Origin of the sequence: Pandoraea communis (assembly GCF_902459745.1) — a bacterium.
In the GTDB taxonomy this organism is placed as follows: domain Bacteria; phylum Pseudomonadota; class Gammaproteobacteria; order Burkholderiales; family Burkholderiaceae; genus Pandoraea; species Pandoraea communis.
The window spans coordinates 245,478-271,608 of sequence record NZ_CABPSJ010000007.1; the positions used below are offsets into that span (position 1 = coordinate 245,478).

Below are 26,131 nucleotides of genomic sequence, written 5' to 3' on the forward strand. Positions count from 1 at the left end.
ATCAAATTGTGCCGCATTCGACATCGTGCCGCCCCTGAGCACGCCATCAGGCACTAACGGGGCAGCGTGGCCGGATCGTACTGATTCCGCGGATTCCACAGCATCCAGCCATCGGTCTGCGCTGACTCTGCGGCCTCGATTTGTGCTCGAATCTCAGTGGCGCCGAAGGCCCGGCGATCGAAAGCGTAGTCGCGAAACCCTTGTAACCAGGGCCGGAATCGCACACCGGGCAACCCGGACCGCCGGATGGCCTCTTCCAATGAGCGAGACACGATTTCCCCTGGATGTTCCGTCGGCCGTCCGCACCCTGGAAGTCCCCGGCTAAATCCCGACGGGTACAACATCGGGGAAATGTAGTCGACGAGGTCGCCGAGGGTTTCCAACTGCTGGCCAATGTCCGTGTCGTTCAGATTCCAGCAGACATAGCCAAAGATGTCGGCAGAGACGTAGACGTTGTATCGGACAAGCCGCTCGCGGGCAGCGGCAAGGAATCCGGTGATGGCGCCGATCCGGTGTTCGGCCGTATTTGCCTCGTGAAATTGCAGCCCCGGCGCGTCGGGGAATCGGAGATAGTCGAATTGAATCTCGTCGAAACCCATGCGCGCGGCTTCCTCTGCCACATCAAGATGGGTCGACCATGCAGCGGAAATCGTCGGATCGATCCACCTGAGGTGTTCCCGGTCGCGCCAGACACTGCCATCGCTGTCGCGCACCGCCCACTCGGGATGCGCCGCTGCCAAAGGGTCGTCCTTGAACACCACGATTCGGGCAATGAGATATAGGCCGCGATCATGAAGCGATTTAAGCAAGGCCGGGAGGTTTTCCACCCTGGGGGGGTGCGCGCTGACATGGGCTTGGGCGCCAATGCGCTCGCGTGCAGCGCTTCGATAGGGGGCTATGCCGCGATCGCCTTTGATGTCGATGACGAGTGCGTTGATTGCGGTGTGCCCGGAGAGGGCAACCGCAGCGTCGCGCAACGTGCGGCTGGCGATGCCGTAGGCGGAAAGGTAGACCGCTTTGGGGCAGCTGGGGGGCATGGCGACCGTTACCGGCTTGCCTCTGACGATCGACGCTTCCACCCTCGCATATCCCGGCGCTTTCACCGAGATTGCCGTGGCACCATCTCCCTCTGCTTCCGGCTGTGGAAACGATCCGTCGCGGGCGCTGACCCACACATGATCTGCACTGACGATGGTCGCGCCCGCGATCGGCTGTCCGGTCGATGAGTCAATGACGGTCGCGCTAATGTTGCCGGCTGAGGCCGAAGTCAACAGGGGAAACCACAGCAGCAATGGCCCCCAGAATATCAATCGTTTAATCATGATGGTTTTGTGCGTCGCGCAGCATGCCACGCAGGCACGCGGTGGCGCAGCGCTGCGTCATGAGATACCGAGGCAGCGCCATCGGATTCTCCCTTGGGGTGACTGGCCGCGCATCGAGCGAGAAGCCGTTGGTGTACCCCTCGTCGCGAGCGATATCCTCCAGTTGCCGATCGTAGATGCCGAACGGCCATGCCAACAAGCGGACGGGGTGTTTCAATTCCGACTCGAGCCGCTGACGGGACGGGTGCAATTGGTCGTGAGCGAAGCGAGAATATGCCTCTGGCGTCAGACGCTTTCGCTCTGTCTTGAAATTCGGGTGCCAGTAAGTGTGAGACTGAACGTCGAAGAACCCGGTCCCCGCCAGTGTGCGCAATTCGTCCCATTTCATCGCGTACGAAGCATTGGAAGTGGCAGACGGGTAGATAAACAGCGTGATGGGCACGGGGTGAGCCTTCAGCATCGGCCACAGCACCTCATACACCGATCGATGGCCGTCGTCCACCGTCAGGGCGAGCGCGCGTGGCGGCAGATTGTCCTGCACGCCAGCATGCCATGCGAGCACATCGGACAATGGCACGATCCGAAAGCCGTTCTCCTCGAAGAAACTGATCTGCGCGAGGAAAGTTTGCGGGCGCACCGTAGTGGAATCCGTCTCGCGCGCCGAAAAGCGATGATAGACGAGGATCAAGACGTCATGCGAAGACGATTGCGCGTACACGTCGGCCGGTTGCACCAACAGTATCAGCGTGATGACAAGCACGGTGAGTGCCCGCCGGCCCTTATCGCACCGGCGAAAACTCACTTTTCACTTCCCGTCAGGAACAACGGCTCGTGACGATACCGGTACGCCGCACGCCGCTGTGCGAACTGATCGAGGGGCGAATCTACAGCAGGCATCAACGTCCGCACGCGCTGCGCCTTCTCGTCGTGCGGCGCCATCAGTGTTGTCGATCGCGGCGCTGTGACGGAGGCCATCCTCTCCCTCCCCCTCACAAGCGCAATTCAGTATCTTCGGCCTGACGCCGGCGCCGGGCAATCATGGGCGCCACAATGGCGCCCGCCGTTGCCGCAGCAGCGGCGACGGATGCCGCTGCGAGAACACTCCGCCAAGGGTGGTCATGCACGTAGTGATCGGTGCTCTGCGCCAACTCCGAAACGCTTTTCGTACCGGCCTTTCGCAGTGTGTCCAGACGCGCGGTAAGTTGCTGAAGCCGAGTGTTCAGCGCGGGAGTGGCTTCGCCGACCTCGAGATTGGCTTCATCTGCGAGGTCTTTCAGTAGCGCCTTCACGTCCGCCAACAGCGCGTCCGCATCGTGGATCAGTGTCTGCCGGTGATTCATACGTTCCGTAGGGATGTCATTCATTTTTCGCTCCGGTCGACGCCAACAGTGGACTCAAGCTCGCGCCCTGTCTGGGCGCGGGCATCAAGTTCAATATAGACATACGACGTAGACGCGACATGACATGGAACAAATTGCGTTCACGTTCGCGCGTTGCCGTCAGGCCGCGTAGATTGCAGCACGCCAGAATGGCTTGTCATGGGAAGCGTTGCACACGCCCAGCGAGGAAGCCGATCAAGTGTGCGCTGAAAACTTGATCGTGCCGGCGCATTGTCACGGACTTTTGCCTTCTTCGAAGATCTGGTTGCGAAGTGCATAGTGCACAAGTTGCACATCACCGGATATCTGCATTTTCTCCATGATGCGCATCTTGTAGGTGCTAATCGTTTTGGGACTCACACACAGAGCATCGGCAATGACGGTGAGCGTTTCTCCGCGGACCAGGCGATGATAGACCTCCAGTTCGCGGCTGGAGAGGCGCCGGTGAGGCGCGTCGCCGCAATCGGTGCGAAAGCTCGACGCCAACTTTCCCGCAATCGAATGGCTGACATACGTGCCGCCGCGTGCCACATGCTCGAGTGCTGTTACGAGTTCTTCGGCCGCGCTCTCCTTGGTCAGATATCCTGCCGCCCCCGCTTGGAAAGCCCGAACGATGTATTGCTCCTCGGAGTGCATAGTCAATACCAATACGCGCAAACCCGGATGCGCGTCCCGCAGTATCCGGATCAATTCCAATCCGTTCCTGCCCGGCATCGACAAATCGAGTAGCAGCACGTTTGGGGAACAATCTCGAACTAACGAAGGAATTTGAGCGCCGTCCGCCGCCTCACCGACGACGTCAAACGTGCCGGCCCCTTCCAGGATGTGCTTGATGCCGTCGCGAACAACGGCGTGATCGTCAGCGATCATGACGCGTGTCATTTCTTGTCTCCAACTCGATCGCCAACTGCAACAGCAATTGCAATTGAAGCGGTGTGGTGAGGTTTTTGACTCGGTAGAGAAATGACGTGACCAATCCGTATCGGGGGCACCTGCCCATACGCCAACTATAGATCGGCAGTCGTCAAGCGCAAGCCACGCACTAATACTGTGCCAACACGTTCGCCGAGCGCCACAGCGACGCCGTGCTCTCACTGTACGTCCTTAACCATGTAACGTGTCTGGTATTGATGCGTAAATCAACCGAAAAGATGAGAGAGAACCTTCCAATCGGCGGATCTATTGCATGGCGTGGCGCGATCCGATTTAAATAATATTTCGGCCACTGCATGCATAATCAGGCGATCTGAAGCGATTTCGGAGGAAGGCGATCATTGTCGAATGAAAGTCGACAATCGCTGGCGCGGAGCGGCATTGGAACGCGTGAGGGGGGAAAGCCCCCCTCCCCCAAACACTTTTCCCCAACAAAAAGGACTTACTGAATGGTCAACTCCCGTTGACCGCTGTCAGTCCGCTTTGGGAGCACAAGTTCGAGAACGCCATCGCGATAATTCGCTTGGGCTTTGTCCTTGTCGACGGTTTGCGATAGCGTAAAGCTGCGATACATATCGCCTTCATAGCGCTCGCGGTGCACGAAGTTCCCGTTATCTTTCTTTTCCGTCGCCGTGCTCACATGAGCGCTGATGGAAACCTGATTTCCGTCTACGGCAACCTTGATGTTTTCCTTGCTGACACCAGGCATATCGGCGCGCACCGTAAATTGCTTGTCGTCTTCTTCGACGTCCAGCTTGATTTGCATGCGCTTGGAGCTTTCCAGCGCCAAGGGACGCCAAAACGCATTGCGAATGAGATTCTCAAAGGGCTCATCGAAACTCAATGGATCGAATCGGGTAATGTTTGCCATGACTGACTCCGAAGGTTGAATGCCTAAGTGCGGTCCAGGCTCAAGGAACAGCGCCTGACGAGAGGTCGTTTTCGTTCCGATCCGGTTCGCACGTTATCTAATCTATAAGCGGGCCGAATCGGCGGATTGACTGACATCAAGAGAGGACTTCGTTCCCGGTCATCGGTATGCGGGCGAAAAGACATAACCTAGCCAGACCGCGCCCATCACGAGGACAAGCCCCGGGACCACGATCTTCGCGAAGCGGGGCCCGCCGGAGAGCAGCGCCACAACCCCCTTGGAGAAGGCGTTCGTCGAGGCACCCGCAAGTATTGGCAGCGCTGCGCCGGCAGCGCTTAACCGCCCCTGCTCCGCCAGCGAGGTGACGCTCGCCGCGACGGAGTGGGCATCCGCGAGGCCGCCCGCCATCGCCACGGCCAGCAAACCGGCATTGCCGAACCAACGGGAAAGCACTCCCGACGCGAGCATGACGAGCGACACGCTCGCCGTCAGCACCAACGCCGACCTCATGTCGATGCCGCCGCCCACGTGAACGGTTTGTGGTGTTGCCTGCCGGCTCGCCCGCCATAGCGCCCACAGTGCGTACGCTAGCGCCATGCTTGCGCCCGCGCCAAGAGGCAGCGCCAGATCGATCAGAACGCTCGGGAAGATGGTTCCGATCACGATGCCGAGCTGAATCATCGTGGCAATGGTGGAGAGCACGGCGCCCGCTGCGGCAGCGAGTAGCAGTTCGGGATTACGCTTGACGTGCGAACCCATCGCGCTGATCGTTGCGATGCTCGAGGCAAACCCCGAGACAAACCCCGTGACTGGAAGCCCGGCGCTGGGCCCGAGCGCTCGTTGTGCAAAATGTCCGATGACGGCTATCGACAGCATCACGACCGTGAATCGCCAGATCGTGTAAGGATTGAGCGAGTAAAAGGTGTCGATCGCCCGGTCGGGAAGTATCGGCAGAATCACAAGCGCTGCCACTGCAAGCACGAGCATGTCTTGCAGTTCCGCTTCCGTCACCATGCGGGTGACGAGGTGATGCAAGTGAAAACGCACCTGCATCACGCATGCAACCGCCACGGCGATCGCAATGCTCAATGCGGGGTTGCGCTGTGCCGTCGCGCCGAGGAGCAGCGTCAGGATCAACCCGATCTCCGTGGTAATCCCGGGATCGTCATGAGGGCGCATATACGCAGCCGTCAACAGTGCGCAAAGCGCGAGAACGACGGCGATCAGCAGCCAGACGCCCCCGGAAGACATGGCCACCGCCCCGAGAACCGAGGTCAGTGCAAACGTCCGGATGCCCGCAGCGGCGCGTTCGCGCGTGGTGCCTTTGCGCCGTTCCCGTTCAGCGCCAATCAGCAAGCCGGCAGCCAATGCGGTTGCATAAGGCAGGAGGTCGAGCACGGGTTCGGTCATGGTATGCCTGTCCATTACCAGTGGGGATAAGGGCTAGCATAGGCGACAGAGGTCGGATGCCGAACCTAGGTGCGGCCGGATATTGACCGAACGCAAGGGGCTCGCGCCACGAGGGCTTATGCTGTCAATTGTTCGTGGCCAAGGGGCGCATCCGAGATGCGGCATCAATCATGGAACCTGTCTCACAATTGTTGTCGCCGCATGGTATTCGCGAGCCTTTCCGGCGAATCCTTGTGGCCGTCGATCCCGCCGGCGCGTCGCAGAATGCGGTTGCCTACACGACGCGCCTTTGCACGCACGAAACTCAGGTGCTGGTTTTGGGGTTTTTCGAGGATCCCGCAGCCTTCCTCACGCCGCACTCGCGAACGCCGGCGGATATGCGCCAGGCGTTCAATGAACTGCAGGAAGACGAGCTTCTCGCCCTGGAGCGCGCGAAAGTGGCATTGCAACGCAGTGGCGCGTCGGTCCATCACCGCCTTCTTGGCCGCGCGCTGGGGAATCGGGACATATCTGCGGGTATCGGCAGGGTCTCCAATGAATGGAATGCCGACCTCGTCGTCGTGGGCGCGGAGCCGGCCGATGGGCGCTTTGCCACGTTGACCACCCGGGTCTCTGGCGTTCTCGCAGAACACACACATCGCGCAATTCTCGTGATTCCCGAGCGCGCGATCGAATCGTCATTGCATCTGCCTTGCCGGATATTGTTCGCAGTGGACGGCAGCGACGCCTCAATGAATGCGGTGCGCACCGGTATGCGGTTCGCCCCCGCGCACGCGCAGTTGCTGGCCGTCTATGTGGAAGGCCGGGGCGTGGACTTGTCTGATCTGAAGGAGTCTTCGCGATCGCCATCGTCCGGCATGTCCAGAGGCGAGCGCGCACTGGATTCAGCCACGGCACTCATGTCGGCGCAAGCCCCGAACGCGACGATTGAGCGTCGGTTATCGCACACAGGCATGACCGAGGATGTGGCGGCAGCGATTGTTCGGGAGACGCGCGAATGGGAGGCCGATCTCGTTGTCATTGGCGCACAGGATCGCGAAGGGTTGTCCTCGTGGTTCAACGGACATGAGAACGAACGCGTCGCCCGGGTGATCGATCGCCCGTTGCTGGTCGTCAATGGGGCGGGCTGACCGGGTGTCGGGTGTTGCCAGGCCCGCTACGGGCAGGCCGACTTGACAACGAGCACCGGCAGATCCGCATGTTGAAGCACGCGATTGGCCTCACTCCCGAGCGTGAGGCGAGCGAGCCCCCGGCGGCCATGCGTTCCGGTAACCACGAGATCCGCCCCGACACGCTTCGCTTCGGAAAGCAACCGATCCGCGATATGCATGTGGCTGTCCACAAGCGGAAGCGCCAGGAAGCCGGCGGCAACTCCCTCACGGGCCAATAGGTTCAACGCCGCTTCCCGCACGGCCAGCGTCTCGGCACTCTGCACGTTCCGAACTTCGGCAACCGACGGCAGCGCCGCAGCCATCAACGGGAAGTAAAGCGCAGGGTCCACTTCGACATAGGCAACGCGCAGGCTCGCCCCCAGCGCCCGGGCGAGCTTTGCCGCATGAACCAGAGCCGTCTTCGATGGCTCGCTGCCATCAAAGGCCACCATAATGTTGTGATACATATTGCCTCCACGCGCTTCGCTACGAGGTAAGCCGGCCAATGACGAAGCCGCTATTCTCTGTGGCGTTTTGACGGGATCGTGACGATGTCGATATGACCGAACCCACGGCTGTAATCCAGCACCTTGATGGCCCACGACTCCAGCTTTACAACCGTTGTTCTGCTCGATCCATGTTCCGGCACTCGTGTCCATGCGTCCGGAAAGCGTGCGTCGAGTAGCCGGATTGCGAGTGAGCGCTCGGCGGATTCGTCCGACAGAATTTCTGCAAACGCGTGGCCAGACAGCCCTTTGATTTCGGGCCATTTCGTGTAGGGTTTGTAGAGGCAGAAGGACACCTGCGCATTGCGCTCGATATTCGCTATCTTGCGGCTGTCGCGTCCGGTGGCGAAGTAGATGTCGAGTCCATGATGAACGAAACACACGACGTCCGACTGAGTATTCCCGTCTGCCATCAGCGTGGCGAGCGATAACTCTCTGCAACCGTCGAGAATGTCCAGCATGACGGCTTCCAGTATTGCGTTCATCAGGGGCCTCCTATGTGTCGCTCCGGCTCACAGCGATGGCGCCGCCAGCGCCCCGCTCGCTCACTCGACAGTCATCCGGTCCACGACCGCGCATACGCCATGCGTCGTCATGGCTGCGCCTCGGATTGCCTCTTTCTCGGCCAGAGAATGAACTTTGCCCGTCAGGAGCACTTCGCCGTTACCCAACAGGGAGATTTCGATGTGGTGGGCCTCGCGCAGCGCCTGTCGAGCCAGCGCCGCGGCAATATGGCCGACGACTTCCGAACGGCGGGGACTGTCCTGCACCTTGATGTCGTTGATGACGCCCCTCACGCCTCGCAACGTGCGAACGGCATTTTCAGCGAGTACGCGCTGCGTATAGGATTCGACGCTTCCCTCGATCGTGACCCAGCCGCTCTCCACCTTGACGTGCATGCTGTCCACCGGCAGCCCGGCGTGCCACTTCAGGACGGCGAGCGCCGCTTTCGCGATATCGGCGTCCGTGTGCCGGTCCTTCGACGTTGGCAAGACCTCCAACGACACAACGATCGCGCGTGCGCCGGCGACGCGTGCGGCGACGCGCTCCGCCTCGCACTTTTCAAGAAAACTCGCCACATTGCCTGATAGCGTGACGATGCCGTCCTGAACTTCCACGCCAATCTCATTGGCATGAATGCTGGTGTCGCGCGCGAGTTCGTCCATCACATCGCGCTGCAATTGGGAATCCGTCTTCATGGGGTTTCTCCGAGCCGTGGTGCCGATTCACGCGATATGACACGTCGGCGACGCCCGTACCGCGATATACGCCTTCACCTTAGCCCTGTGCGCGGTGTATTGCCGGGTTCTCCTGCCGTCGCTTGACCAGCGTCAATTCGCCCCGGCGAAGCGCCTGTCGCGCAATGCGGCATTCGTAGTCCCGACGACAGCGAACAACGCCCTTCAGAGAGCTGTCGCCGGTCATCGACTCTCCGGACATTGATTCGCATCAACGAGATGTCGTGAGTGCACCCGCTGTGACGTGATTACAGACGTATAACAAAAACACGCCCGTGCGGGAATCTGCGCTGTCAAGGGCGAACGGCTACGTGCCCTACGCAAGGAGGAACAAAATGAGCCTACGGAGAATTTGCGTCCATGTGGATGACACTGCGACGAGTGCCGCGCGGTTGCGCTTCAGCGGGCTGCTCGCTCGTCAGCACGATGCCAGCCTCGCCGGCATCTATCTGCCGCATCGGCCTGGCGCCGTGCATGCCGGACAACCCGAATCGTCCGGGACTCGCTATCAGACGGAGGGGCGCTCTCAGGCGGCCTTGCACGCGGCCGAACATCTTTTCAGGGAAGTCTGTGCCGAACACGATGTCACCGGAGACTGGCACGCGCCGTTCGGCGCCCCGACAACCATTCTGTCGAACTTCGCCAAAGCCACCGACCTTTGCGTTGTCGGCCAGCCCGATGCACCGGGCGGCGTTGCCGCGCTGGGTGTCGACGGCATCGGAGACATCATTGTGTCGGCGGGCGTTCCGCTACTGGGACTCCCCCACAATGTCACCTTGCCGCGTGAAATTCGACGCATCGTGGTCGCGTGGAACGGCTCGCGTGAGGCACGTCGCGCCATTGGCGATGCCTGGCAACTGCTGGGGCGTGCCCAGGACATTTTCGTCGTGGGCATCAACCGCGCGCCGGCCGGCGACGACCCTTCGCTCGCCGACGTCGTGCGGCTGATGGAGAGCCATGGGTTGCGCGCAAAGGCCGTATCGGTGAGACAAGATACCGAAGCAAGTGACGGCGTTCAGTTGCTCGCGGTGTCAGAGGAGCACGAGGCCGACTTGCTTGTCATGGGCGCCTATGGACACGGGCCGTCGCGTGAACGCGTCTTCGGCGGCGCAACCCGGACGGTGCTCAAGCACATGACCACCCCCGTACTGCTCTCTCACTGACCCGGTCCGATGGATTCGCACTGCAGCCGCTTCGGGGGCTGCGGTGTTCCCTTAGCGCGCAAACAGCATGACGACGGCTGCCGCGCACATGACGCCGGTGGCGATCCACCCCAGCGCAAGAATCGGCCAACTCGCAGTAAACCTTCCCATCACCGACTTGCGGGTTGCCAGAAGCAGCACCACGGCCATCAGCGGAACCGCCACCACCCCATTGATGACGGCACTCCAGAACAGGGCTTTCATCGGGTTGATGGGGGAATACTGAATGGCGGTGGCCGCCAGCATGCTGAGCGTAATGATTCCGTAAAAGCCAAGCGCGCTGCGGGGCGTGCGCTCGAGCCCCTCGTTCCAGTGCATTGCCTCCGAGAGCGCATACGCGCCGGAGCCCGCCAGCACGGGCACGCCAATCAACCCGACGCTCACGATGCCGACGCTGAAGAGCACATACGCCAGATCGCCCGCCAGCGGCCGCAACGTATCGGCGGCCTGGGCTGCCGTCTCGATACTGTGAATCCCTGCCGCATGGAGGGTGACGGCCGTCGAGAGCATGACAAAGTAAGCCGTGATGTCCGAATAGAACATGCCCGTCCAGGTGTCCCAGCCAATTCGTCTGAGTTCAACCCGTGCGGCGCTCTGGTCGTTGATCAACGGCACCGCGCCGGGGGTTCTTTCCATCTCCTCCACCTCTTCCGATGTCTGCCAGAAAAAGAGGTACGGGCTGATGGTCGTGCCAAACACGCCGACCACCACCGCAGCGCTGGAGGCGTCGATACTGAATTCGGGCCACACGGTGCGCAGCGCGACCAGACGCCACGGCACCTGCACCGTAATCAGAACGGCAGCGTACGCCAGCAGGGATACCGTCAGCCACTTCAGGAATACGACATACCGGTGGTACGGCACAAATACCTGCAAGAGTAATGTGCCGAGGGCAAACGCGATGGTCATCCAATGACGATCCGCGCCACTGACCAGCTCGGCGACTTCCCCCATGGCCGCCAGATCGGCCGCAATGTTGAGTGTGTTTGCGACGAGCAGCAATACGATCACGGCCCGCAGAACCACGGGGGGAAATGCCGTTCCGATGTTCTCGGCAAGTCCTTTGCCCGTCACTCGGCCGATACGCGCACAGACCAATTGCATGGCACCCATCAGCGGGAACGCGAGCGGCATCGTCCAGAGCATGTTGAAGCCGTACTGTGCGCCCGCTTGAGCGTACGTCACGACGCCGCTCGGATCGTCGTCGGCAACGCCTGTAATGAGCCCTGGTCCCACCCGCGCAAGCGGGTGTTCGCGCAGCCGCTTGCGCAGTGCCTGGAGTACGGTCAATGAGCGTTCGTCGCGCAGCTCAACCCCCATTCCGGCCTCGCAACTCAAATTGGATTTCGTGTGCGTCTGCACACCGATGCATCTCAAGGCAATATCGAAGTATCACGTTGTCACCGACTCGACAGGGCGCCGTGGCGTATGGGGCTGCTCCGGACCATGGCCCACGCGCAGCAGCAATTGAGGAAAGTCACCGGTGCCTGTCATGGAGCCCACTGCGCAGCGCAATGACTCGACTTCGATGGGTTGATTGAGAAAAGACGCATGCAACCCGTTGGCAGTGAGGGTCAGCAGCACGCGCTGCATTGCCTGGCCCACCAACAGCCAACTCTCGGCGTCGTCGGTCGCCGTGGCAAGGCATATCAATAAAGGCGAGCCTTCGACGAGCCGGCGATGACTGGCCGCCACGCCCCCGCCGATGTCGAACGTGCGAACGACGGAACTGATGATCGGCGAAGCAAAGTCGAGCAATCCTCCGGCACTCGCCGAGTAGCTGGCCATGCCGTCGTCGCGACGCGTCGCACTGACCCACGACGCAAGCTCCCGGCGAAAGCGAGGGTCACCCAATTGCCCCCGATCCGCCTGGTCAATGAGGTCTGCCACGCGCGAACGCTCCGCCTCGTCGGCGATGGCGGCGAACTGAGCCCCCTCCCCCTCGGCCGCCTCGCGCAGCAACGCAATGGCGGACTGGGGAACCGGCGCCGCGTCGAATATGCGGCGGTTCGTCACGCGCTTTGCCATGGATGGGAAAAGCGTCGCGATGTCCGCGTCGACGAATCCCTCGTCCGAAATCTGCAGACTCGCGAGCACGTCAGGCTCGGCAACAGTGGGCATGACGCGGATCAAATACGGGCAGCCAAAGTGACTTAGGGCCACGCGCAGATTAAATAACGCCGCGCCGCAGCTAATCGTCAATTCGCGATCATAAGTGTCGCTCACCGGTAGCGCCCGCGATCGGTCGGCACACAGCAGGAGCATGTCGTCGCTTATGACGAAGCGCCACGGCTGCGTGTTGTGCGTCGACGGCGCGAGTATCGCGTACTGCAGGCAGAATCTGAGTTTTTCTATGGCAGTCGCTGTCCTGGCGAACGCGTGTTCGTCGACTGCCCAAGCCTGAAGCCGGGTTTCATTGGATCGGGACACGATGACCTCCTTCGGCCAACGGATGAGGCTGATGTTTTTTGCGGTGCAGCATCACGTAAAACGGGAGACTCGGCGAGCACTTTATCCAGTTTGGGCCAACCGTGCCGGTGCGCATTGACGAACGTCAATGCCTCGGGTCATCAGGGCGCGAGCGCCGGTCATTGCCGGAGTTTACCCGCGAAAGATATCGAAGGGCTCGATTTTCAGGACTTTGCGAATCCCGACGTAGCTGGAAAACCCCGCGATAAGCAACACCATCGTAAAAGAGAAGGCGAGATTCCAGAACGTGGTGATTGCCGCATAGTTGGGCAGCGTGTGCTTGGCCGCCATGATGACCAGGGTGACCAGACCGACCCGATGCCATAGCCCGTGAGCGCCGTCAAGGTGGCCGTAAAGAGAATCATCTTGACCAGCTCGACCGAATTGACTGCTGTCGTACGCGCAGCCCCCTCGCCGAAGCTCTTGGTCGTCGGCCCACCTCGTTTGCCAATGCCGCAGGCACGTCGCGCGAGGCGTTACCCCTTGGCTCCCGCAATACGGGTGAGTCGCCGCGTCGCGCTTTGACCGTCCTCAGTCGACATTGCGTTGAACGATTGCATGGCCAATCTCGCGATATCGGCCCAAGCTGCCCATCCATTGGCGGGGCATTCCGTATCGCTCGTCGTCGCCGCGCTGTCGGAGAAAACGCGTTGCCACGCCTTTTCTGCCGAGTAGTACTGTTCGGCCCACGCCGTCGGCATGCGTGCACTCATCTGCACCAGTCCTTGCCATATGAGGTTCTGCATCCCCAACTGACGGTTGATAAAGGCGAGTTGACTATTGAGCATCTCGCTGAAATCCGATGCACTCTCAATCGCGCTGGCGAATTCCTTGTCGGCATGGAGCAGGCCTTCGTCGGTCTTCAATTGCATTTCGCGCAGGCATTGCAGACTCTCCATCCAGTTTCTGTGGGCATCGAGTACCGCAAACCACTGCGCCTTCCACAGGGCAAGTGGGGGATTGGGGTCTTTGGACATGATCGCGTCTCCAGAATGGCGGGCGGTTACCGGATCGTGAGCGCCAAGTCCGGCCGAGAGTCGGAAACGCCACGAGAGCAACATCGAGGCGCTGCAAAATCCAGCATAGCCACACCCACCTCGCCCCGTTTGTCCCACGTCAAGATCGCCACGCACGGCTGTCGTCCGGGGGCAGCATAAAAAAGAAAGCCCGCAAAAGCGGGCAAAAAACCCAACTTGCTTACGTCCTTCACGGGGCCGTTTCCGGACGCAAGTGCCAAAACAAGCGCAACATCGGGTAATCGTAGCGTCGGCAGGTGAGTGCCGACAATGTCTAGACAATAGCGCGCTACGGCGGAATCAGGCTTGACATTCCTCAACCTGGGAAAATGTGCCGCAACCGAAAAGGCATGCCGACAGGTGCGGTTTGATGCACGTCAACCTCACATGGAGCACTCGTCGCGCGGCGAAAGAAGCGGCATTACGCTCTAAAGCGGGGGCATATTCGAATTTTCCTCGGTGCTCACGCGCAAGAGGCGCCCTCCTCGCCCCCGAAAGGAGATGCACAGTGTCGGATGACATCGAAAAAACACCCCAGGTGGCGACTTTCGGTCCAGCGAACTCGCCAGCGCCGCACCGCGCAGGTCAAGCGGCAGGGGAAAGCGCGACTGCTCCGCTAACGGGGCGGCGATTGCGCGCGCACAGCGTGCAAGTCGACACGCTGCGCGAAGCGGTCGCCTATCTTCGGCGCGATAGCCAGATCTGCCGTTCCGAAGGGTTCGCGGCGCAGACGCGCCTTCAACTCGAGTACGGCGACGTGGTGGTCGTCGCAACGCTTCAGACGGTGACCGGGGATTGGCTGGAACTCGACGAGATCGGATTGAGCGAAGCGGCCCTGCTCGCCCTTGATGTGGCGGAGGGGGAATGGGTGCGGGTGCGCCACATGCCACCGGTCGAGTCATTTCGTCATGTGCGGGGACGCATGTTCGGCGAAGCCTTTACCCCTGCCGCGCTAGACGAGGTAGTGGCCGATATCGCGGCAGGCCGATATTCACCCATCCAGATTTCCGCGTTTTTGACCACCTGCACGGGCAACCGGCTTTCCGATGACGAGATCATTTCACTCACGCGTGCGATGGTCGCCACCGGCAAGACGCTTCGCTGGCAGGCAGAGTGCATTGTCGATAAGCACAGCGTTGGCGGGCTGCCGGGAAATCGAACCACGCCAATCGTCGTCGCCATCGTGACGTCGCAAGGGTTGGTGATGCCGAAAACATCGTCACGGGCGATCACATCGCCGGCGGGCACCGCCGATACCATGGAAACCATGGCGCCGGTCGATCTCGGCCTGGAGGACATGCGCAGGGTTGTGAATGCCGTCGGCGGTTGCGTCGTGTTCGGCGGCGCGGCGGGCCTGAGCCCTGCCGACGACACGTTGATTCAGGTCGAGCGCCCGCTCGATCTGGACAGCGAGGCCCAGATGATGGCCTCCATTCTGTCGAAGAAGCTGGCCGCAGGCTCGACGCACGTGCTGATCGATGTCCCGGTCGGCCTGACGGCCAAGATTCGCTCCCGAGATGCCAGCGCACTGTTCTCCAAACGCCTGCAAACGATTGGTCATGCACTCGGACTCGATATTTCCACCTATATCTGTCAGGGCGACCAGCCCGTCGGGCGAGGCATTGGCCCCAGTCTTGAAGCCCGCGATGTCCTGTCAGTCCTGCAAAGTCGTAGCTACGCACCTGCCGACCTGTTGAACAAGAGCGTGGAAATTGCCGGAAGATTACTGGAGATGGGAGGGAAAGTGCCCCCGGGCGACGGGGAAGCTTGTGCGCGCGCCGTTGTGTCCAGCGGACTCGCCTGGCAGCAGTTTCAGCGAATCTGCGAAGCACAGGGCGGGATGCGCGAGCCGCTGGTCGGCCGGCATAGCAAGCCGGTGACCGCCCACCACGGCGGCATCGTCATGGCCGTGGACAACCGGCACCTGGCTCGGGTTGCCAAGCTGGCAGGCGCGCCGGCCGCAGCGCGGGCCGGTGTCGTCTATGAGGTATCGATCGGAAAGCCTGTGGTTTCCGGCCAACCCCTATTCACCATTTACGCCGAAAGTCAGGGAGAACTCGACTACGCGTACGAGTACGCCTGTCGTTTTCCCGCAATCGTCGCCGTGGGGGAATCATGAACGATGTTGCCGTCTACCCGTTACCGGGAAACGAACTCTTGGCGCGATCGCTGGCCGATGCGATCGATAGTCCTTTGCAACGGCTCAGCGTGCACCACTTCCCGGACGGCGAACAACTCGTCTCGCTCGAAGGGCCGCTCAGCGCAAAGTCGGTCGTCCTCGTCTGTTCGCTGCATCGGCCGGACGCCAAGATTCTGCCGCTTGTTTTTGCGGCGGACACTGCCCGCGACCTTGGGGCGAGCAACGTGATACTCGTCGCGCCCTACCTGTGCTATTTGCGCCAGGACGCGCGATTCCGCCCTGGCGAATCGGTGTCGGCCTATTGTTTCGGCCGATTGCTCAGCGCCCATATCGACGGTCTGGTGACGATGGAGCCGCACTTGCATCGCCTGCCCTCGCTCTCGGCCGTGTATTCCGTTCCCGTGCGCGCCCCTCATGGCGTAGCCGCCACGGCCGAGTGGATTTCTGCGAATGTCCGAGATCCCCTGATCGTGGGGCCGGACGATGAAAGCAAAGCGTGGGTCACCCAGATCGCCGAACGCATCGGTGCGCCGTGCGTCGTGGCGCATAAGACCCGCGAGGCGGATCGGCGCGTCAGCGTCAAATTGCATGTCCCCCCTGCTTATGCAAAACGCACTGCCGTCATCGTCGACGACATTCTGTCGAGCGGGCAAACCATGCTCGGCACCATTGGCGCGCTCGTTCACCACGGGTTTGGCAATCCGGTATGCATTGCCGTGCATGGCCTGTTCGAAGGTGTGAGCGTCGATGACCTCGTCTCTGCCGGAGCCAGCCGGGTGCTGACCTGCAATACCGTGCCGCACGCCTCGAACGCCATCGACGTCACGCCGGCCTTGGCCGACGCGGTTCGCGATCTGCTGGAGAGCCTGCCGGAGTCTCTCTGAGGGCTGCGGGAAGGCGTATCGGACAATCGCCTTCCCGCTTGTTTGCCACCTCAGGGCGAGATGATGACTTTCAGCGCATGCGTGTTGGACGCGTCGCCAAACGTCTGGTACGCGTCGAGAATGTTGGCAAGCGAGAAATGGTGGGTAATCAACACACTGGGAGTGAGGCGCCCCGATGCCACGGTCTTCAGCAGCATGGGCGTGGCGGCGGTGTCGACCAGCCGGGTCGTGATGCTGATGTTCCGATCCCACAACGATTCGAGGTGCAAATCCACCTTGCGGCCATGCACGCCGACGTTGGCGATGACGCCTCCCGCAGCAACGATCGACTCGCAAAGCTCGAATGTCGCCGGCACGCCCACCGCTTCGATGGCCGTATCGACGCCCTGGCCGCCAGTCAATCGCCGGATGACCTCCACGGCATCTTCCTTGGCGGGCGACACCACGGTCGTGGCGCCGAGTCGCGCCGCTACCTCCAGACGTGCGACGTCGGGGTCGACGACGATCACTTGGGCCGGGGTGAAGAACTGCGCGGTCAGCAGTGCCGCAAGCCCGATCGGACCGGCGCCCACAATGGCCACGCTGCTGCCGGGTTGCACTTTGCCGTTCAGCACGCCGCATTCGAACCCGGTGGGCAGGATATCGCTCAGCATCACCAGGGCATCCTCGTCAACGCCGACAGGCGCGTGGTACAGGCTGGTATCGGCATGCGGCGTGCGGACATATTCCGCTTGCGTGCCGTCGATCCGGTTGCCAAGAATCCAGCCCCCTGCCGCGCAGTGGGAATACATTCCCCGCCGGCAAGCGTCGCATTTCCCGCAAGACGAAATGCAGGAGATCAGAACGCGGTCACCGGGTTTGAACGCCGTGACGGCGTCTCCGGCCTGGACAACCTCCCCGACGCCCTCGTGGCCCAGAATTCGCCCCGGCTCTACCGTCGGCACGTCGCCCTTCAGGATGTGCAGATCGGTACCGCATATGGTGGTCTTGCGAACGCGGACGATGGCGTCGGTTGGCGCCAGCAACTGCGGGATGGGCCGGTCTTCCAGCGCGATTTGCTGCGGACCGTGAAACACAAGGGCTTTCATGGTGTGACTCCGTGTTTGGTAGTGTCAGTGCGACATCAGCACGGGCACCGTCATGGTTTCGAGTAGCGTGCGGGTGACACCCCCAAGCACCCATTCCTGCATGCGCGAGTGCCCATAGCCGCCCGTTACGATGAGGTCGATGCTCATGTCCGCCGCGCGAGAGAGCAGCGTCTCGGCGATGCTGATGTCGGTGGTGCCGCGCTCTGGCGTGACTTCCACGTTAACGCCGTGACGCGCGAAGAACATGCCGATGTCGAGTCCCGGGATGGGGCCCAGATCATCGGGCCGGTCGCCGCGACCGACATGCATGACATGCACGGTTTTCGCGGCCATCAGCAACGGCATCGCGTCCGCCGCTGCACGCGCGGCTTCTCGTCCGCCGTCCCAGGCGAGCAAGATGTTATTGAACGCCTTGGGCAATTTTCCGGCGTACGGCAGAATCAGGACGGGACGTCCACCCCCCAAGACGGCTGACTCGACGAATCCCACCGCAGGCGATGTCTCGGGATCGTTTCGGTCTTGCTGGCCGACGATGACAAGATCCGCATAGCGTGCGTGGGTTCGTATCTCACTGTTCTCCTCGTACTGGGGTGTCAGCCATTCCGGACTCACCCCTTGGCGCTGACAAATGTCTCTAAACATCTGTTCTGCCTGCGCCAGGCGTTTGGTGTCGCTCTCCGGCTCGGGGGGCGGAGGTAGTCCGGCCCCTGCGCTACGGGTAACATCGGGAAACGCCGGTGGGCGAAACGGCAGGTAAATACCCGTGAGGTGAGCGGGTAACCGGCGAGCGAAGTCCACCGCAAGTTCAAGGCGTGCTCGGCATTGCCGACTGTTATCCACGTGTACGAGCAAAGTCCGGTAGGTCATGGCGGCTCTCCAGAGAAACGATCTCCTTGCACTGTAGTTCTCGTGCCCGCCGCACCGGTTGATACGGATCAAGCTCTTATCGGACCGCACGCAACATTGGCCGTCCGCCCGGCTTCACGTTGACGCCGGGGGAGCCTAAGGATTGCCTCTGATAGGATGTCGGCGTTGGTGGTGATACAACGACGGCGTCGTCGGCGGCGTGCCGACCTGTATCGGGCGACCTAATGACCAAAATGACCCTACCCGGCCTATTCCGATCCCTCTCGAAGCGAACCGATGGCGCCATTTTCGCGGCGCTATTCGCGGCCATGGTTGCCCTTGCTGTGATTAACTGGCTGGCAGTGCGCACAACGGTGCAGAACAATGTCGACGCGCGGTTCGACCTGCGTGCCCGTGCGGCAACGGACAAGCTGGCGACCGCGATGGCGGCGTATCGCGACGCGGTACACATCGCGTCGGATCGTCTCGCGACGACATCCCCAATGGATGCACAGACATGGGGCGCATACGTACAGAGCATGAGGCTGGCCGAACGGCTGCCCGGCTTGACGACACTCGCCGGCTGCGAGCGTGTGGGCAACAGGATCAAGAAAACCGTCGCCTATTCGATAGGAGACGAGGTCACGCTCGGGCCGGACGATTCAATCATGTTGTCCGGCAACCTCCAAACGTCGGATCGCGTCTTCCCGCACACCGATCCGTCGACCGGGCGCTCCTATCTGGTTTTCCTGTCCGACACTCGTCAACCGGCGGTCTGCGCCTACGCCATTGCCAATGTCGATCGGTTCGTTCATGCGGCCATCGGCCCTCTGATCCATGACCTCACGCTGACCATTGCATTTCTCGATGGTGCCGGGCAACCAGTCCCCGTCTTCGACAGCCTTTCCCCAAGCGCGCCCGCCGAACCGCGACCGCCAGTTGACTACCAAACACAGGCTAGCGTGCCGTATGCGGGCAAGCCCACGCTATCCCTCACGTATACGGCTTCCCGCGAGTTTGCGGCATTGCGCGGTGCGGGCGTCGCAGATTGGGTACTCGCGTTCGGCGCTCTCATGAGCGTAGGGACGCTACTCGCCTGGGCGCTCGCCCTGATCGTTCGCCGCCGCGCACGAGCGCTTGGCGAGCGAGAGGCGCTTGACAAGCGCCGATCGCACAGCCGGCTGGTCAGCGTGATCGAGTCCGTGCGCGAGGCGATCATCACTGTCGACGAGCATCAGCGCATTCAGATCTTCAATCCCACTGCGGAGAGCATCTTCCGGTGCAGTGCCATGGAAGTGATTGGCGAGCCGCTTTCACGGTTCATTCCGGAACGGTTTCGAGATGCGCACCATCAGCACATCGCCCGCTTCGGATTGACGGGTGTCTCCGAGCGCCTGATGGGACGCGGCAGGCCGCTGTGGGGGTTGCGCGCGGACGGCGAGGAATTTCCGATGGAAGCCTCGATTTCTCAGAGTGCCGATGCCGAAGGCAAGTTTTACACGGTCATATTGCGTGACGTCACCGAGCAACGGAAAATTGCCAACGCCCTGCAAACCTCCCGCAATGAGCTTGAAAAACTGACGGCTCGTCTCCAGGACGTTCGGGAAGACGAGAAGCTTCGGATCGCAAGAGAGCTGCATGACGACATCGGCCAGCGGCTGACCGCGCTGAAGATGGACGCTGCCATGCTCAAAATCACATTGGGTGGAAAAACGCCCGCGAGCGCCGACATCGTCAGAATCGAGCAATCGATCGACGGCATGATTACGGCAGTTCGCCAGATGGCGGCAGACCTGCGTCCGACGATGCTCGATGATCTGGGCCTTGGTCCCGCTATCGAATGGTTTGCCCAGGACTTTGCGCGCCGTTATGGCGTGGCTATCGACGTTACGGGGGCTCACAGCCTGCCGCCCATCCCTACGGCGCTGGCGACGACGTTATTCCGAATCGTTCAGGAAGCGTTGAACAACGTGGCGAAACATGCGAGAGCGACGTCCGTGACGATCGAACTGTCTTGCGATCGGGATTTTCGGCTGCGTATTTCCGATAATGGCCGCGGGTTGCCGCCAACACGTCCGAAGCCCGATTCGCTGGGCCTCATCAGCATGCGCGAACGGGCCCGCCTGTTCGGCGGAGCGCTGGATATTCGAAGTCCGGCCGACGGCGGAACCATCGTCACCACGGTGATTCCGTTGCCGACGTCGGCGCCCGCCGAGGCGTCGTCGGATTAGCTGTTGGCTAGGACGCTCTGATCCGCAGCACGGCGGCCCCCGAGAACGCACCCCGGCGCAAGTCGTCGAGCGCTGCATTGGCTTGCTCGAGAGGATACGCGTGGGTCTCCACGCGCAGCGGAACGCGCTCGGCCAGCGATAGAAATGCCAGGCCGTCTTCTCTCGTGAGGTTGGCGACGGACCTGACCTGACGCTCGCCCCAGATCAATCGGTAGGGGAACGCCGGAATATCGCTCATATGAATACCCGCGCATACGACGACACCGCCGCGATCGACAGCGGCGAGCGCTTGCGGCACGAGGTCGCCGACCGGCGCAAAAATGATCGCAGCGTCGAGTTGTTGCGGTGCAGGCGCATCGCTCGGACCTGCCCAGCAGGCGCCATGCGATAACGCAAACGCCATGCCCTTTTCGTCGCCGGGTCGAGTGAAGGCATAAACCTCGCGCATTTGGGCCTGGGCGATCTGCGCAATAAGATGGGCTGCCGCGCCGAAGCCATAGATCCCAAGCCGGCGAGCATCGCCCGCCATGCTCAGCGAACGATACCCAATCAGACCCGCGCATAAGAGCGGCGCTGCGGTTGCATCGTCATAGTTCTCGGGCAGCCGGAAAGTGAAGTGCGCTTGCGCCACCACATATTCGGCATAGCCTCCGTTGAGGGTATAGCCGGTAAATTTCGCGGCTGCGCACAGATTCTCGCGCTCGCTCAGACAGAACCGGCAGCAGCCGCAGGTGGCGCCGAGCCACGGCACCCCGACCCTATCGCCGAGCGCGAGTTCGCGGACATCCGCTCCCAGGGCCTCGACCGTCCCGACAATCTCATGGCCCGGGATGATGCCGTCGGGAACGTCGGGAAGGTCGCCGTCGACGACATGCAGGTCGGTACGGCATACGCCGCAGACATTCACCCGTATGAGGACTTGCGTCGGACCTGGGGTGGGCATGGGGATGTCCACGAGCCGGAGTCTGCCGTCAGCGCGTGAAAACTGCATTGCCCGCATGTAGGACCTCTGCTGGAACGGTTGCGTCTATTGGGCCGCGCTCGCCAAATCGTTCAGGCGCTTGGTGTCGATCAGGGTGATCTCGCGTTGCTTGACGCGCAGCGTATTCTGCGCCTGCATACGAGAGAGCATTCGGCTGACGGTTTCCAATTGCAGGCCCAGAAAACTGCCGATTTCTTCCCGCGTCATGCGCAGCAGGAACGCGTTTGGAGAATACCCTCGTGCCGCCAGACGCGCCGACACGTCGAGCAGGAAGCCGGCCAGCCTTGCTTCGCCGCGTGCGATGCCCAATCGCATCAACTGGTTCTGCTCCCGCACGATGCCCGCGGCAATCAGGCGGTGCAACTGGTGCAGCACGACAGGGAACTGTGCGGCAACGCTTTCCAGTTCGGAGAACCTGATTGCGCAAACCTGGCTATCTTCGAGCGCGACCGCTTCCGAAACGTACTTGCCGTTCGCAATCGCGCTCAGCCCCAGAATCTCGCCGCCCAACAGGTATCCGGTGACCTGCTCCTTGCCGTCCGGATGCGTAATGACCGTTTTGAACGAGCCCGCACGCACAGCGTATATATGCTCCAGCGCATCACCAGGACGAAACAGCACCTCCCCCCGGCGGATGGTCCGGCGCACGCGGGTGACGCCATCCAGGCGGCGCGCCGATTCGTCGGACAGTCCCTCGGCCAGACAGAACTGGCGCAGCAGGCAGGTGCTGCATCGCGGGATTGCGCCTGCGGGTTCGTCGAAAGCCCGATGCACGTGAATGGCATGCGCATTCGACACAGGGCCAGCTTGATATTCGCGAAGCGGGATGTACATGGTGACCTCCGGCGGATCAACGTCTAGATTGGACGTCTCCAGTATCGAAGATGAGCGCCGGAAAGAAAATCAGTGACTTGCGCGATATCTTGTCAGCCGATATCACGGCGTGTAGGCCGCGGCCTACAAATCCACGGGCTAGAGGCTGTCGCGCAACAAGTCGTGCCGAATCGCGTAATGCACCAGTTCGGTCTGGGTTTTGAGCTGGAGCTTCTGGAGAACGCGAGCCTTATAGGTGCTGACAGTCTTGACGCTCACGCATAAATCGCTCGCGATATCGTTTAGCGTCAGTCCTCGGGCGAGCATCATGAATACGTCGAATTCACGGTCGGAGAGTTGCCGAAAACTTGGGCCGTCTGCCACGGCTGTCGCGAGGTCTTTCGCAATCCTCTCGGCCATGGTCGGGCTCAGGTAGACGCCACCGTTGTCGACCTTCCTGACTGCGCTCACCAGTTCCGCCGGTGCACTCTCCTTGGTCAGGTACCCTGCCGCGCCGGCCTTCAGTGCTCTCACGGCATACTGCTCTTCGCCGTGCATGGTGAGTACGAGAATGGCCAAGCGAGGGAACAGCACCTTGATCTGAACAATGAGGTCGATGCCGCTGCGTCCCGGCATGGACAAATCAAGCAGCAGCACGTCGCAAGGCGCCGACTGAAGCAGCGCAATGGCTTCGGCCCCATTCGAGGCCTCTCCAACGATTTCGAGATCGTCACTGCTGGCGAGAATACGCTGCAAACCAGCGCGAACCAGCGTGTGATCGTCCGCAACGATGATGCGAGTCATGCGCCCGCCTTTGCCCCTGAATCGTACCGTTATTCCGAAGTATTGCATTCCTGAAATGCGCGTTTGCATGAAGTCACACAATCGCGCCGACGATTCTACACGCACGAGCGCACGATATGCCATCATCGGCTTGCGCCGGACCTCGGCGCTGCCCCCCTAAAGCACTTCGTCATTCGCTTGCGTCTTTGTGCCCGGAATGAGAATCACGGGGCGCGTTGCCTGTCTGACACAGTTTTCCGCCACGCTGCCCAGCGCCAGACGTCTTACACCTCGCCGCCCATGTGTGCCGATCACGATAACGTCGGCATGCCATTCTTCAGCAGCAAGGTTGATCTGATGCGGAACGTCTCCCCCAAGCGGCAAGAGTTCCCGAATCTCCACGTCGCCCTCGACGCCGGCCCCTTTGAGGCGCTCGCCGGTCAGCTTTCGAATATTTTCTCCTTGCAGCCGCATCGCTTCGATAAAGGGGAATGGATCGGCATCGGCCACGTAGGCGACGGGAATATCGACGACGAACAAGACATGCAGCCGGGCTTTGCGGGCGACGGCAAGTGCCAACGCATAGTCGAATGCCTCGTCTGCCGTGGGACTACCGTCAATCGCGACCAATATACGCTCGAACATGATTTCACCCCTTTGTGCTCTCCGCAGACATCGCGGAGGCGCTTTGTGACGATGCGGCCGACGAGCAGGTTACCAGCATGACCGGGCGGTGTGCCTGCCGAAGTACCTGCTCTGCGACGCTACCGATCATCAGACGCCGGATGCCCCGGCGCCCATGCGTGCCGAGAATCAGCAGATCGGCATGCCATCGTTCCGCCTCCCTGACGATGGCATCCGCAATCGTCCCGCCCCAGGCGCGCAAATCGATGGAGCGAGTGTCGGCCTGCAGACCCTCTTCATGAAGCTTCTTGTAGGCATCGGCCAATGTGAGCTGCGTCTCGGCAATCAGGCCTTCCCTGACCGCCTCGAGATCGATGTGCGACGCAAACGCGGACTGGTAGTGGGCGAACGGGTCATCGATAACGCTTATCGCTCGGACAATGTCGTCGGGCATGGCGAAGCGGATGGCTTCGCGCAGTGCTTGCCATGACGTTTCACTACCGTCCATGGCAAGAAGGATTCGATGTGGCATTTTTGTCGTCCTCAATGTAGTTTGCGAATCGGATGACGGCGTATCGGCCAGGCGGCTTCCCGACGCGTGACGCGCGACGCTCAACCGATGGTTGTCGCTGCAACTCAACGGTATATCCAGCCCGGCCGGGCGTGGGATGGCACGAGCAAGGTCCTTGACACACATCAACGTCCCGAATCCCATCGGTGCGCGATACCGGTAGAGATAGCTATGCTGGCAATACCGGGCGTCATATCGCCGCCCGACATTCGCGCGAGGTACGTCCATGCAATTGAGCTTTCTGGGGGCGGCCGGCACGGTAACCGGCTCCAAGACCTTGCTATCGGCAGGCGGCAAGCAGGTAATGATCGATTGCGGTGCCTATCAAGGGATCAAGAACCTTCGGGCGCGAAACTGGGCGCCACCGGCCTTCGACGTTAGTCGGCTCGATGCCGTTGTTCTCACGCACGCCCATATCGATCACAGCGGCTACTTGCCCGTGCTGGCACGCTACGGATTCAAAGGGCCCGTCTATTGCACGTCGGCAACCCGCGATCTCTGCGAAATCCTGCTGCTCGACAGTGCCCGGCTGGAAGAAGAACAGGCGGATTTTCTCAATCGCCACGGAAAGTCGAAGCATCGACCCGCGCTTCCGTTATTCACGACGGAAGATGCGCATCGCGCCATTGCCTTACTGAAGCCGCAGCCTTTCGACACCCCGTTCGCCATCGCGCCCGAGCTAAAGGTGACGTTCTTGCACGCGGGTCATATTCTCGGCGCCGCCATGGCGCAGATCGTGGTTGGCGACGTGAAAATTCTGTTCTCCGGCGACCTCGGGCGCCGGGACGATCCGATCATGTTGCCACCCGCGATACCCGAAACGCCCGATTTCCTGGTGCTGGAGTCGACATATGGGGATCGTCTGCATGACAGGACGGACCCCGGCGCTCAGTTGGCGGAGATTCTGAATCGCACGTTCAAGCGCGGCGGTGCCGTCATCGTCCCGGCGTTTGCCGTGGGGCGTGTGCAAAGCCTCCTTTACTGGATTGCACGCCTGAAGTCGGCAGGAGACATTCCGGACGTGCCGGTGTATCTGGACAGTCCCATGGCGATCAACGTCACGAACGCCTATTTGGGGCACCTCAAAGATCACCGTCTGAACCGTGCCGAATGCGCTGAGATGTGCGGCGCAGCCACGTTCGTCACGAGTGTTGACGAATCCAAATGGCTGGACACGCGCTCGATGCCTTTCATCGTGATTGCCGGTAGCGGCATGGCCACGGGCGGCCGTGTCCTGCATCATCTCAAAGCGTTGGCCGGCAATTGGCGCAACACGGTGCTGTTTACCGGTTTTCAGGCCCCGGGCACCCGCGGATCGACCATGGTCAATGGCGGCTGCGAAGTGAAAATCTTCGGCGAATATGTCCATATCAATGCCGAAGTCGTTCAACTCGACACGTTGTCGGCACATGCCGATTACGAGGAAACGCTGGCGTGGCTATCAAGGTTCCAGAAACCGGTTCGCCACGTCTTCCTCAATCATGGCGAGCCTGCCGCTGCCGACAGTTTGCGCAGGCGCATCGCCGAGCGGCTCGGGTGGCCGTGTCACGTCGTGGAGTTTATGGAGGAAGCTCGCCTGGATACCGAGGCGGGTCGGGAAGGCAGGCGTCCGGCTGCGTCTGAAGAAGCACGCGGCGGCTCGCGTCGAGGTAACACATTCGTGGAGCCGTAA

The 26,131-nt window shown here is 61.2% G+C and carries 27 protein-coding genes; 6 read left to right on the top strand and 21 right to left on the bottom strand.

Annotated elements, in window-relative coordinates:
* Positions 1 to 53 precede the first annotated feature (53 nt).
* From PCO31110_RS22655 to PCO31110_RS22680, 7 genes are all read right to left on the bottom strand, one after another.
* Positions 54 to 1,322, bottom strand: coding sequence for a putative glycoside hydrolase (locus tag PCO31110_RS22655; RefSeq protein WP_150691441.1), 1,269 nt, complete (start codon positions 1,320 to 1,322; stop codon positions 54 to 56).
* Positions 1,315 to 2,124: a polysaccharide deacetylase family protein gene (locus PCO31110_RS22660; RefSeq protein WP_246189942.1), complete on the bottom strand. Its 810-nt coding sequence runs from the start codon at positions 2,122 to 2,124 to the stop codon at positions 1,315 to 1,317. Before PCO31110_RS22660 ends, PCO31110_RS22655 begins: the two co-directional genes overlap by 8 nt.
* Entirely contained in the window at positions 2,121 to 2,297 is a 177-nt protein-coding gene (locus PCO31110_RS25790; protein WP_168162914.1) for a hypothetical protein, read from the bottom strand. Before PCO31110_RS25790 ends, PCO31110_RS22660 begins: the two co-directional genes overlap by 4 nt.
* Positions 2,298 to 2,311: 14 nt before the next feature.
* Positions 2,312 to 2,686, bottom strand: coding sequence for an ElaB/YgaM/YqjD family protein (locus PCO31110_RS22665; RefSeq protein WP_036662838.1), 375 nt, complete (start codon positions 2,684 to 2,686; stop codon positions 2,312 to 2,314).
* Positions 2,687 to 2,935: 249 nt separating this feature from the next.
* Positions 2,936 to 3,583, bottom strand: coding sequence for a response regulator (locus tag PCO31110_RS22670; RefSeq protein WP_010804220.1), 648 nt, complete (start codon positions 3,581 to 3,583; stop codon positions 2,936 to 2,938).
* A 493-nt stretch (positions 3,584 to 4,076) separates the two neighbouring features.
* The gene (locus tag PCO31110_RS22675; protein ID WP_010804219.1) at positions 4,077 to 4,505 is read right to left on the bottom strand and encodes an Hsp20/alpha crystallin family protein; all 429 of its coding nucleotides are present in this window, start codon (positions 4,503 to 4,505) and stop codon (positions 4,077 to 4,079) included.
* A 159-nt stretch (positions 4,506 to 4,664) separates the two neighbouring features.
* Positions 4,665 to 5,915, bottom strand: coding sequence for an MgtC/SapB family protein (locus PCO31110_RS22680; protein WP_010804218.1), 1,251 nt, complete (start codon positions 5,913 to 5,915; stop codon positions 4,665 to 4,667).
* Positions 5,916 to 6,085: 170 nt separating this feature from the next.
* Between PCO31110_RS22680 and PCO31110_RS22685 the strand changes: the two genes are divergently transcribed.
* Positions 6,086 to 7,045, top strand: coding sequence for a universal stress protein (locus PCO31110_RS22685; protein WP_150691442.1), 960 nt, complete (start codon positions 6,086 to 6,088; stop codon positions 7,043 to 7,045).
* Between the two features lie 26 nt (positions 7,046 to 7,071).
* Here PCO31110_RS22685 and PCO31110_RS25795 read toward each other — a convergent pair whose 3' ends face one another.
* From PCO31110_RS25795 to PCO31110_RS22700, 3 genes are read right to left on the bottom strand one after another with little or no spacing between them, the layout of a single operon-like run.
* Positions 7,072 to 7,533 (bottom strand): universal stress protein, encoded by a 462-nt coding sequence (locus PCO31110_RS25795; RefSeq protein ID WP_010804216.1) that lies wholly within the window; start codon positions 7,531 to 7,533, stop codon positions 7,072 to 7,074.
* Positions 7,534 to 7,583: 50 nt separating this feature from the next.
* On the bottom strand, positions 7,584 to 8,057 hold the full coding sequence (locus PCO31110_RS22695) for a pyridoxamine 5'-phosphate oxidase family protein (RefSeq protein WP_150691443.1): 474 nt from the start codon (positions 8,055 to 8,057) through the stop codon (positions 7,584 to 7,586).
* 60 nt (positions 8,058 to 8,117) lie between these two features.
* The gene (locus tag PCO31110_RS22700; RefSeq protein WP_010804214.1) at positions 8,118 to 8,771 is read right to left on the bottom strand and encodes a BON domain-containing protein; all 654 of its coding nucleotides are present in this window, start codon (positions 8,769 to 8,771) and stop codon (positions 8,118 to 8,120) included.
* Positions 8,772 to 9,145: 374 nt separating this feature from the next.
* On the opposite strand from PCO31110_RS22700, the gene PCO31110_RS22705 reads away from it, so the two are divergent.
* Complete coding sequence (locus PCO31110_RS22705; protein ID WP_036662836.1) at positions 9,146 to 9,973, top strand: universal stress protein; 828 nt, start codon at positions 9,146 to 9,148, stop codon at positions 9,971 to 9,973.
* 51 nt (positions 9,974 to 10,024) lie between these two features.
* Here the strand turns inward: PCO31110_RS22705 and PCO31110_RS22710 are convergent, their stop codons facing one another.
* The 4 genes from PCO31110_RS22710 to PCO31110_RS22725 all read right to left on the bottom strand — a co-directional run bounded on the left by PCO31110_RS22710 (position 10,025) and on the right by PCO31110_RS22725 (position 13,458).
* Positions 10,025 to 11,332, bottom strand: coding sequence for an NRAMP family divalent metal transporter (locus tag PCO31110_RS22710; RefSeq protein WP_150691444.1), 1,308 nt, complete (start codon positions 11,330 to 11,332; stop codon positions 10,025 to 10,027).
* 72 nt (positions 11,333 to 11,404) lie between these two features.
* Positions 11,405 to 12,442: an Acg family FMN-binding oxidoreductase gene (locus PCO31110_RS22715; protein WP_036662833.1), complete on the bottom strand. Its 1,038-nt coding sequence runs from the start codon at positions 12,440 to 12,442 to the stop codon at positions 11,405 to 11,407.
* Between the two features lie 171 nt (positions 12,443 to 12,613).
* Positions 12,614 to 12,772 carry a hypothetical protein gene (locus PCO31110_RS26310; protein ID WP_370855850.1) on the bottom strand — a complete coding sequence of 53 codons (159 nt, stop codon included), beginning with the start codon at positions 12,770 to 12,772 and terminating at the stop codon, positions 12,614 to 12,616.
* A gap of 185 nt (positions 12,773 to 12,957) precedes the next feature.
* Positions 12,958 to 13,458 carry a hypothetical protein gene (locus PCO31110_RS22725; RefSeq protein ID WP_150691445.1) on the bottom strand — a complete coding sequence of 167 codons (501 nt, stop codon included), beginning with the start codon at positions 13,456 to 13,458 and terminating at the stop codon, positions 12,958 to 12,960.
* A gap of 409 nt (positions 13,459 to 13,867) precedes the next feature.
* Here PCO31110_RS22725 and PCO31110_RS22730 point away from each other — a divergent pair, with 409 nt between their 5' ends.
* Both PCO31110_RS22730 and PCO31110_RS22735 read left to right on the top strand, forming a co-directional pair.
* Positions 13,868 to 15,616, top strand: a complete 1,749-nt coding sequence (locus PCO31110_RS22730) for a thymidine phosphorylase family protein (RefSeq protein WP_246189943.1) — start codon at positions 13,868 to 13,870, stop codon at positions 15,614 to 15,616.
* Positions 15,613 to 16,521 carry a ribose-phosphate diphosphokinase gene (locus tag PCO31110_RS22735; protein ID WP_150691446.1) on the top strand — a complete coding sequence of 303 codons (909 nt, stop codon included), beginning with the start codon at positions 15,613 to 15,615 and terminating at the stop codon, positions 16,519 to 16,521. Before PCO31110_RS22730 ends, PCO31110_RS22735 begins: the two co-directional genes overlap by 4 nt.
* A 50-nt stretch (positions 16,522 to 16,571) precedes the next feature.
* Here PCO31110_RS22735 and PCO31110_RS22740 read toward each other — a convergent pair whose 3' ends face one another.
* Both PCO31110_RS22740 and PCO31110_RS22745 read right to left on the bottom strand, forming a co-directional pair.
* The gene (locus PCO31110_RS22740; RefSeq protein WP_150691447.1) at positions 16,572 to 17,609 is read right to left on the bottom strand and encodes a zinc-dependent alcohol dehydrogenase family protein; all 1,038 of its coding nucleotides are present in this window, start codon (positions 17,607 to 17,609) and stop codon (positions 16,572 to 16,574) included.
* Between the two features lie 24 nt (positions 17,610 to 17,633).
* On the bottom strand, positions 17,634 to 18,476 hold the full coding sequence (locus tag PCO31110_RS22745; RefSeq protein ID WP_150691448.1) for a universal stress protein: 843 nt from the start codon (positions 18,474 to 18,476) through the stop codon (positions 17,634 to 17,636).
* Positions 18,477 to 18,784: 308 nt separating this feature from the next.
* On the opposite strand from PCO31110_RS22745, the gene PCO31110_RS22750 reads away from it, so the two are divergent.
* Positions 18,785 to 20,686, top strand: coding sequence for a PAS domain-containing sensor histidine kinase (locus PCO31110_RS22750; protein WP_174979712.1), 1,902 nt, complete (start codon positions 18,785 to 18,787; stop codon positions 20,684 to 20,686).
* A gap of 7 nt (positions 20,687 to 20,693) precedes the next feature.
* Here PCO31110_RS22750 and PCO31110_RS22755 read toward each other — a convergent pair whose 3' ends face one another.
* The 5 genes from PCO31110_RS22755 to PCO31110_RS25800 all read right to left on the bottom strand — a co-directional run bounded on the left by PCO31110_RS22755 (position 20,694) and on the right by PCO31110_RS25800 (position 24,687).
* Entirely contained in the window at positions 20,694 to 21,686 is a 993-nt protein-coding gene (locus PCO31110_RS22755; RefSeq protein WP_150691450.1) for a zinc-dependent alcohol dehydrogenase family protein, read from the bottom strand.
* A gap of 27 nt (positions 21,687 to 21,713) precedes the next feature.
* Entirely contained in the window at positions 21,714 to 22,502 is a 789-nt protein-coding gene (locus tag PCO31110_RS22760; RefSeq protein ID WP_010804198.1) for a cyclic nucleotide-binding domain-containing protein, read from the bottom strand.
* A gap of 138 nt (positions 22,503 to 22,640) precedes the next feature.
* Positions 22,641 to 23,285, bottom strand: a complete 645-nt coding sequence (locus PCO31110_RS22765) for a response regulator (RefSeq protein ID WP_036662826.1) — start codon at positions 23,283 to 23,285, stop codon at positions 22,641 to 22,643.
* A gap of 156 nt (positions 23,286 to 23,441) precedes the next feature.
* Positions 23,442 to 23,909 carry a universal stress protein gene (locus PCO31110_RS22770; RefSeq protein ID WP_010804196.1) on the bottom strand — a complete coding sequence of 156 codons (468 nt, stop codon included), beginning with the start codon at positions 23,907 to 23,909 and terminating at the stop codon, positions 23,442 to 23,444.
* 4 nt (positions 23,910 to 23,913) lie between these two features.
* A complete protein-coding gene (locus tag PCO31110_RS25800) occupies positions 23,914 to 24,687 on the bottom strand; it encodes a universal stress protein (RefSeq protein WP_081636268.1) in 774 nt (257 codons plus the stop codon).
* On the opposite strand from PCO31110_RS25800, the gene PCO31110_RS22780 reads away from it, so the two are divergent.
* Positions 24,686 to 26,131 carry an MBL fold metallo-hydrolase RNA specificity domain-containing protein gene (locus PCO31110_RS22780; protein WP_150691451.1) on the top strand — a complete coding sequence of 482 codons (1,446 nt, stop codon included), beginning with the start codon at positions 24,686 to 24,688 and terminating at the stop codon, positions 26,129 to 26,131. The genes PCO31110_RS25800 and PCO31110_RS22780 overlap by 2 nt on opposite strands.

What these genes read in the sequence shown, in the direction of transcription:
- PCO31110_RS22675 (WP_010804219.1), bottom strand. Translation starts at nt 4,505, where the DNA reads ATGGCAAACATTACCCGATTCGATCCATTGAGTTTCGATGAGCCCTTT.
- PCO31110_RS26310 (WP_370855850.1), bottom strand. Translation starts at nt 12,772, where the DNA reads ATGGCGGCCAAGCACACGCTGCCCAACTATGCGGCAATCACCACGTTC.
- PCO31110_RS25800 (WP_081636268.1), bottom strand. Translation starts at nt 24,687, where the DNA reads ATGGACGTACCTCGCGCGAATGTCGGGCGGCGATATGACGCCCGGTAT.
- PCO31110_RS22710 (WP_150691444.1), bottom strand. Translation starts at nt 11,332, where the DNA reads ATGGGGGTTGAGCTGCGCGACGAACGCTCATTGACCGTACTCCAGGCA.
- PCO31110_RS22765 (WP_036662826.1), bottom strand. Translation starts at nt 23,285, where the DNA reads ATGACTCGCATCATCGTTGCGGACGATCACACGCTGGTTCGCGCTGGT.
- PCO31110_RS22770 (WP_010804196.1), bottom strand. Translation starts at nt 23,909, where the DNA reads ATGTTCGAGCGTATATTGGTCGCGATTGACGGTAGTCCCACGGCAGAC.
- PCO31110_RS22730 (WP_246189943.1), top strand. Translation starts at nt 13,868, where the DNA reads ATGCACGTCAACCTCACATGGAGCACTCGTCGCGCGGCGAAAGAAGCG.
- PCO31110_RS22685 (WP_150691442.1), top strand. Translation starts at nt 6,086, where the DNA reads ATGGAACCTGTCTCACAATTGTTGTCGCCGCATGGTATTCGCGAGCCT.
- PCO31110_RS25795 (WP_010804216.1), bottom strand. Translation starts at nt 7,533, where the DNA reads ATGTATCACAACATTATGGTGGCCTTTGATGGCAGCGAGCCATCGAAG.
- PCO31110_RS22760 (WP_010804198.1), bottom strand. Translation starts at nt 22,502, where the DNA reads ATGTACATCCCGCTTCGCGAATATCAAGCTGGCCCTGTGTCGAATGCG.
- PCO31110_RS22750 (WP_174979712.1), top strand. Translation starts at nt 18,785, where the DNA reads ATGGTTGCCCTTGCTGTGATTAACTGGCTGGCAGTGCGCACAACGGTG.
- PCO31110_RS22745 (WP_150691448.1), bottom strand. Translation starts at nt 18,476, where the DNA reads ATGACCTACCGGACTTTGCTCGTACACGTGGATAACAGTCGGCAATGC.
- PCO31110_RS22680 (WP_010804218.1), bottom strand. Translation starts at nt 5,915, where the DNA reads ATGACCGAACCCGTGCTCGACCTCCTGCCTTATGCAACCGCATTGGCT.
- PCO31110_RS22780 (WP_150691451.1), top strand. Translation starts at nt 24,686, where the DNA reads ATGCAATTGAGCTTTCTGGGGGCGGCCGGCACGGTAACCGGCTCCAAG.
- PCO31110_RS22725 (WP_150691445.1), bottom strand. Translation starts at nt 13,458, where the DNA reads ATGTCCAAAGACCCCAATCCCCCACTTGCCCTGTGGAAGGCGCAGTGG.
- PCO31110_RS22655 (WP_150691441.1), bottom strand. Translation starts at nt 1,322, where the DNA reads ATGATTAAACGATTGATATTCTGGGGGCCATTGCTGCTGTGGTTTCCC.
- PCO31110_RS22735 (WP_150691446.1), top strand. Translation starts at nt 15,613, where the DNA reads ATGAACGATGTTGCCGTCTACCCGTTACCGGGAAACGAACTCTTGGCG.
- PCO31110_RS22665 (WP_036662838.1), bottom strand. Translation starts at nt 2,686, where the DNA reads ATGAATGACATCCCTACGGAACGTATGAATCACCGGCAGACACTGATC.
- PCO31110_RS25790 (WP_168162914.1), bottom strand. Translation starts at nt 2,297, where the DNA reads ATGGCCTCCGTCACAGCGCCGCGATCGACAACACTGATGGCGCCGCAC.
- PCO31110_RS22740 (WP_150691447.1), bottom strand. Translation starts at nt 17,609, where the DNA reads ATGAAAGCCCTTGTGTTTCACGGTCCGCAGCAAATCGCGCTGGAAGAC.
- PCO31110_RS22700 (WP_010804214.1), bottom strand. Translation starts at nt 8,771, where the DNA reads ATGAAGACGGATTCCCAATTGCAGCGCGATGTGATGGACGAACTCGCG.
- PCO31110_RS22695 (WP_150691443.1), bottom strand. Translation starts at nt 8,057, where the DNA reads ATGAACGCAATACTGGAAGCCGTCATGCTGGACATTCTCGACGGTTGC.
- PCO31110_RS22670 (WP_010804220.1), bottom strand. Translation starts at nt 3,583, where the DNA reads ATGACACGCGTCATGATCGCTGACGATCACGCCGTTGTTCGCGACGGC.
- PCO31110_RS22755 (WP_150691450.1), bottom strand. Translation starts at nt 21,686, where the DNA reads ATGCGGGCAATGCAGTTTTCACGCGCTGACGGCAGACTCCGGCTCGTG.
- PCO31110_RS22705 (WP_036662836.1), top strand. Translation starts at nt 9,146, where the DNA reads ATGAGCCTACGGAGAATTTGCGTCCATGTGGATGACACTGCGACGAGT.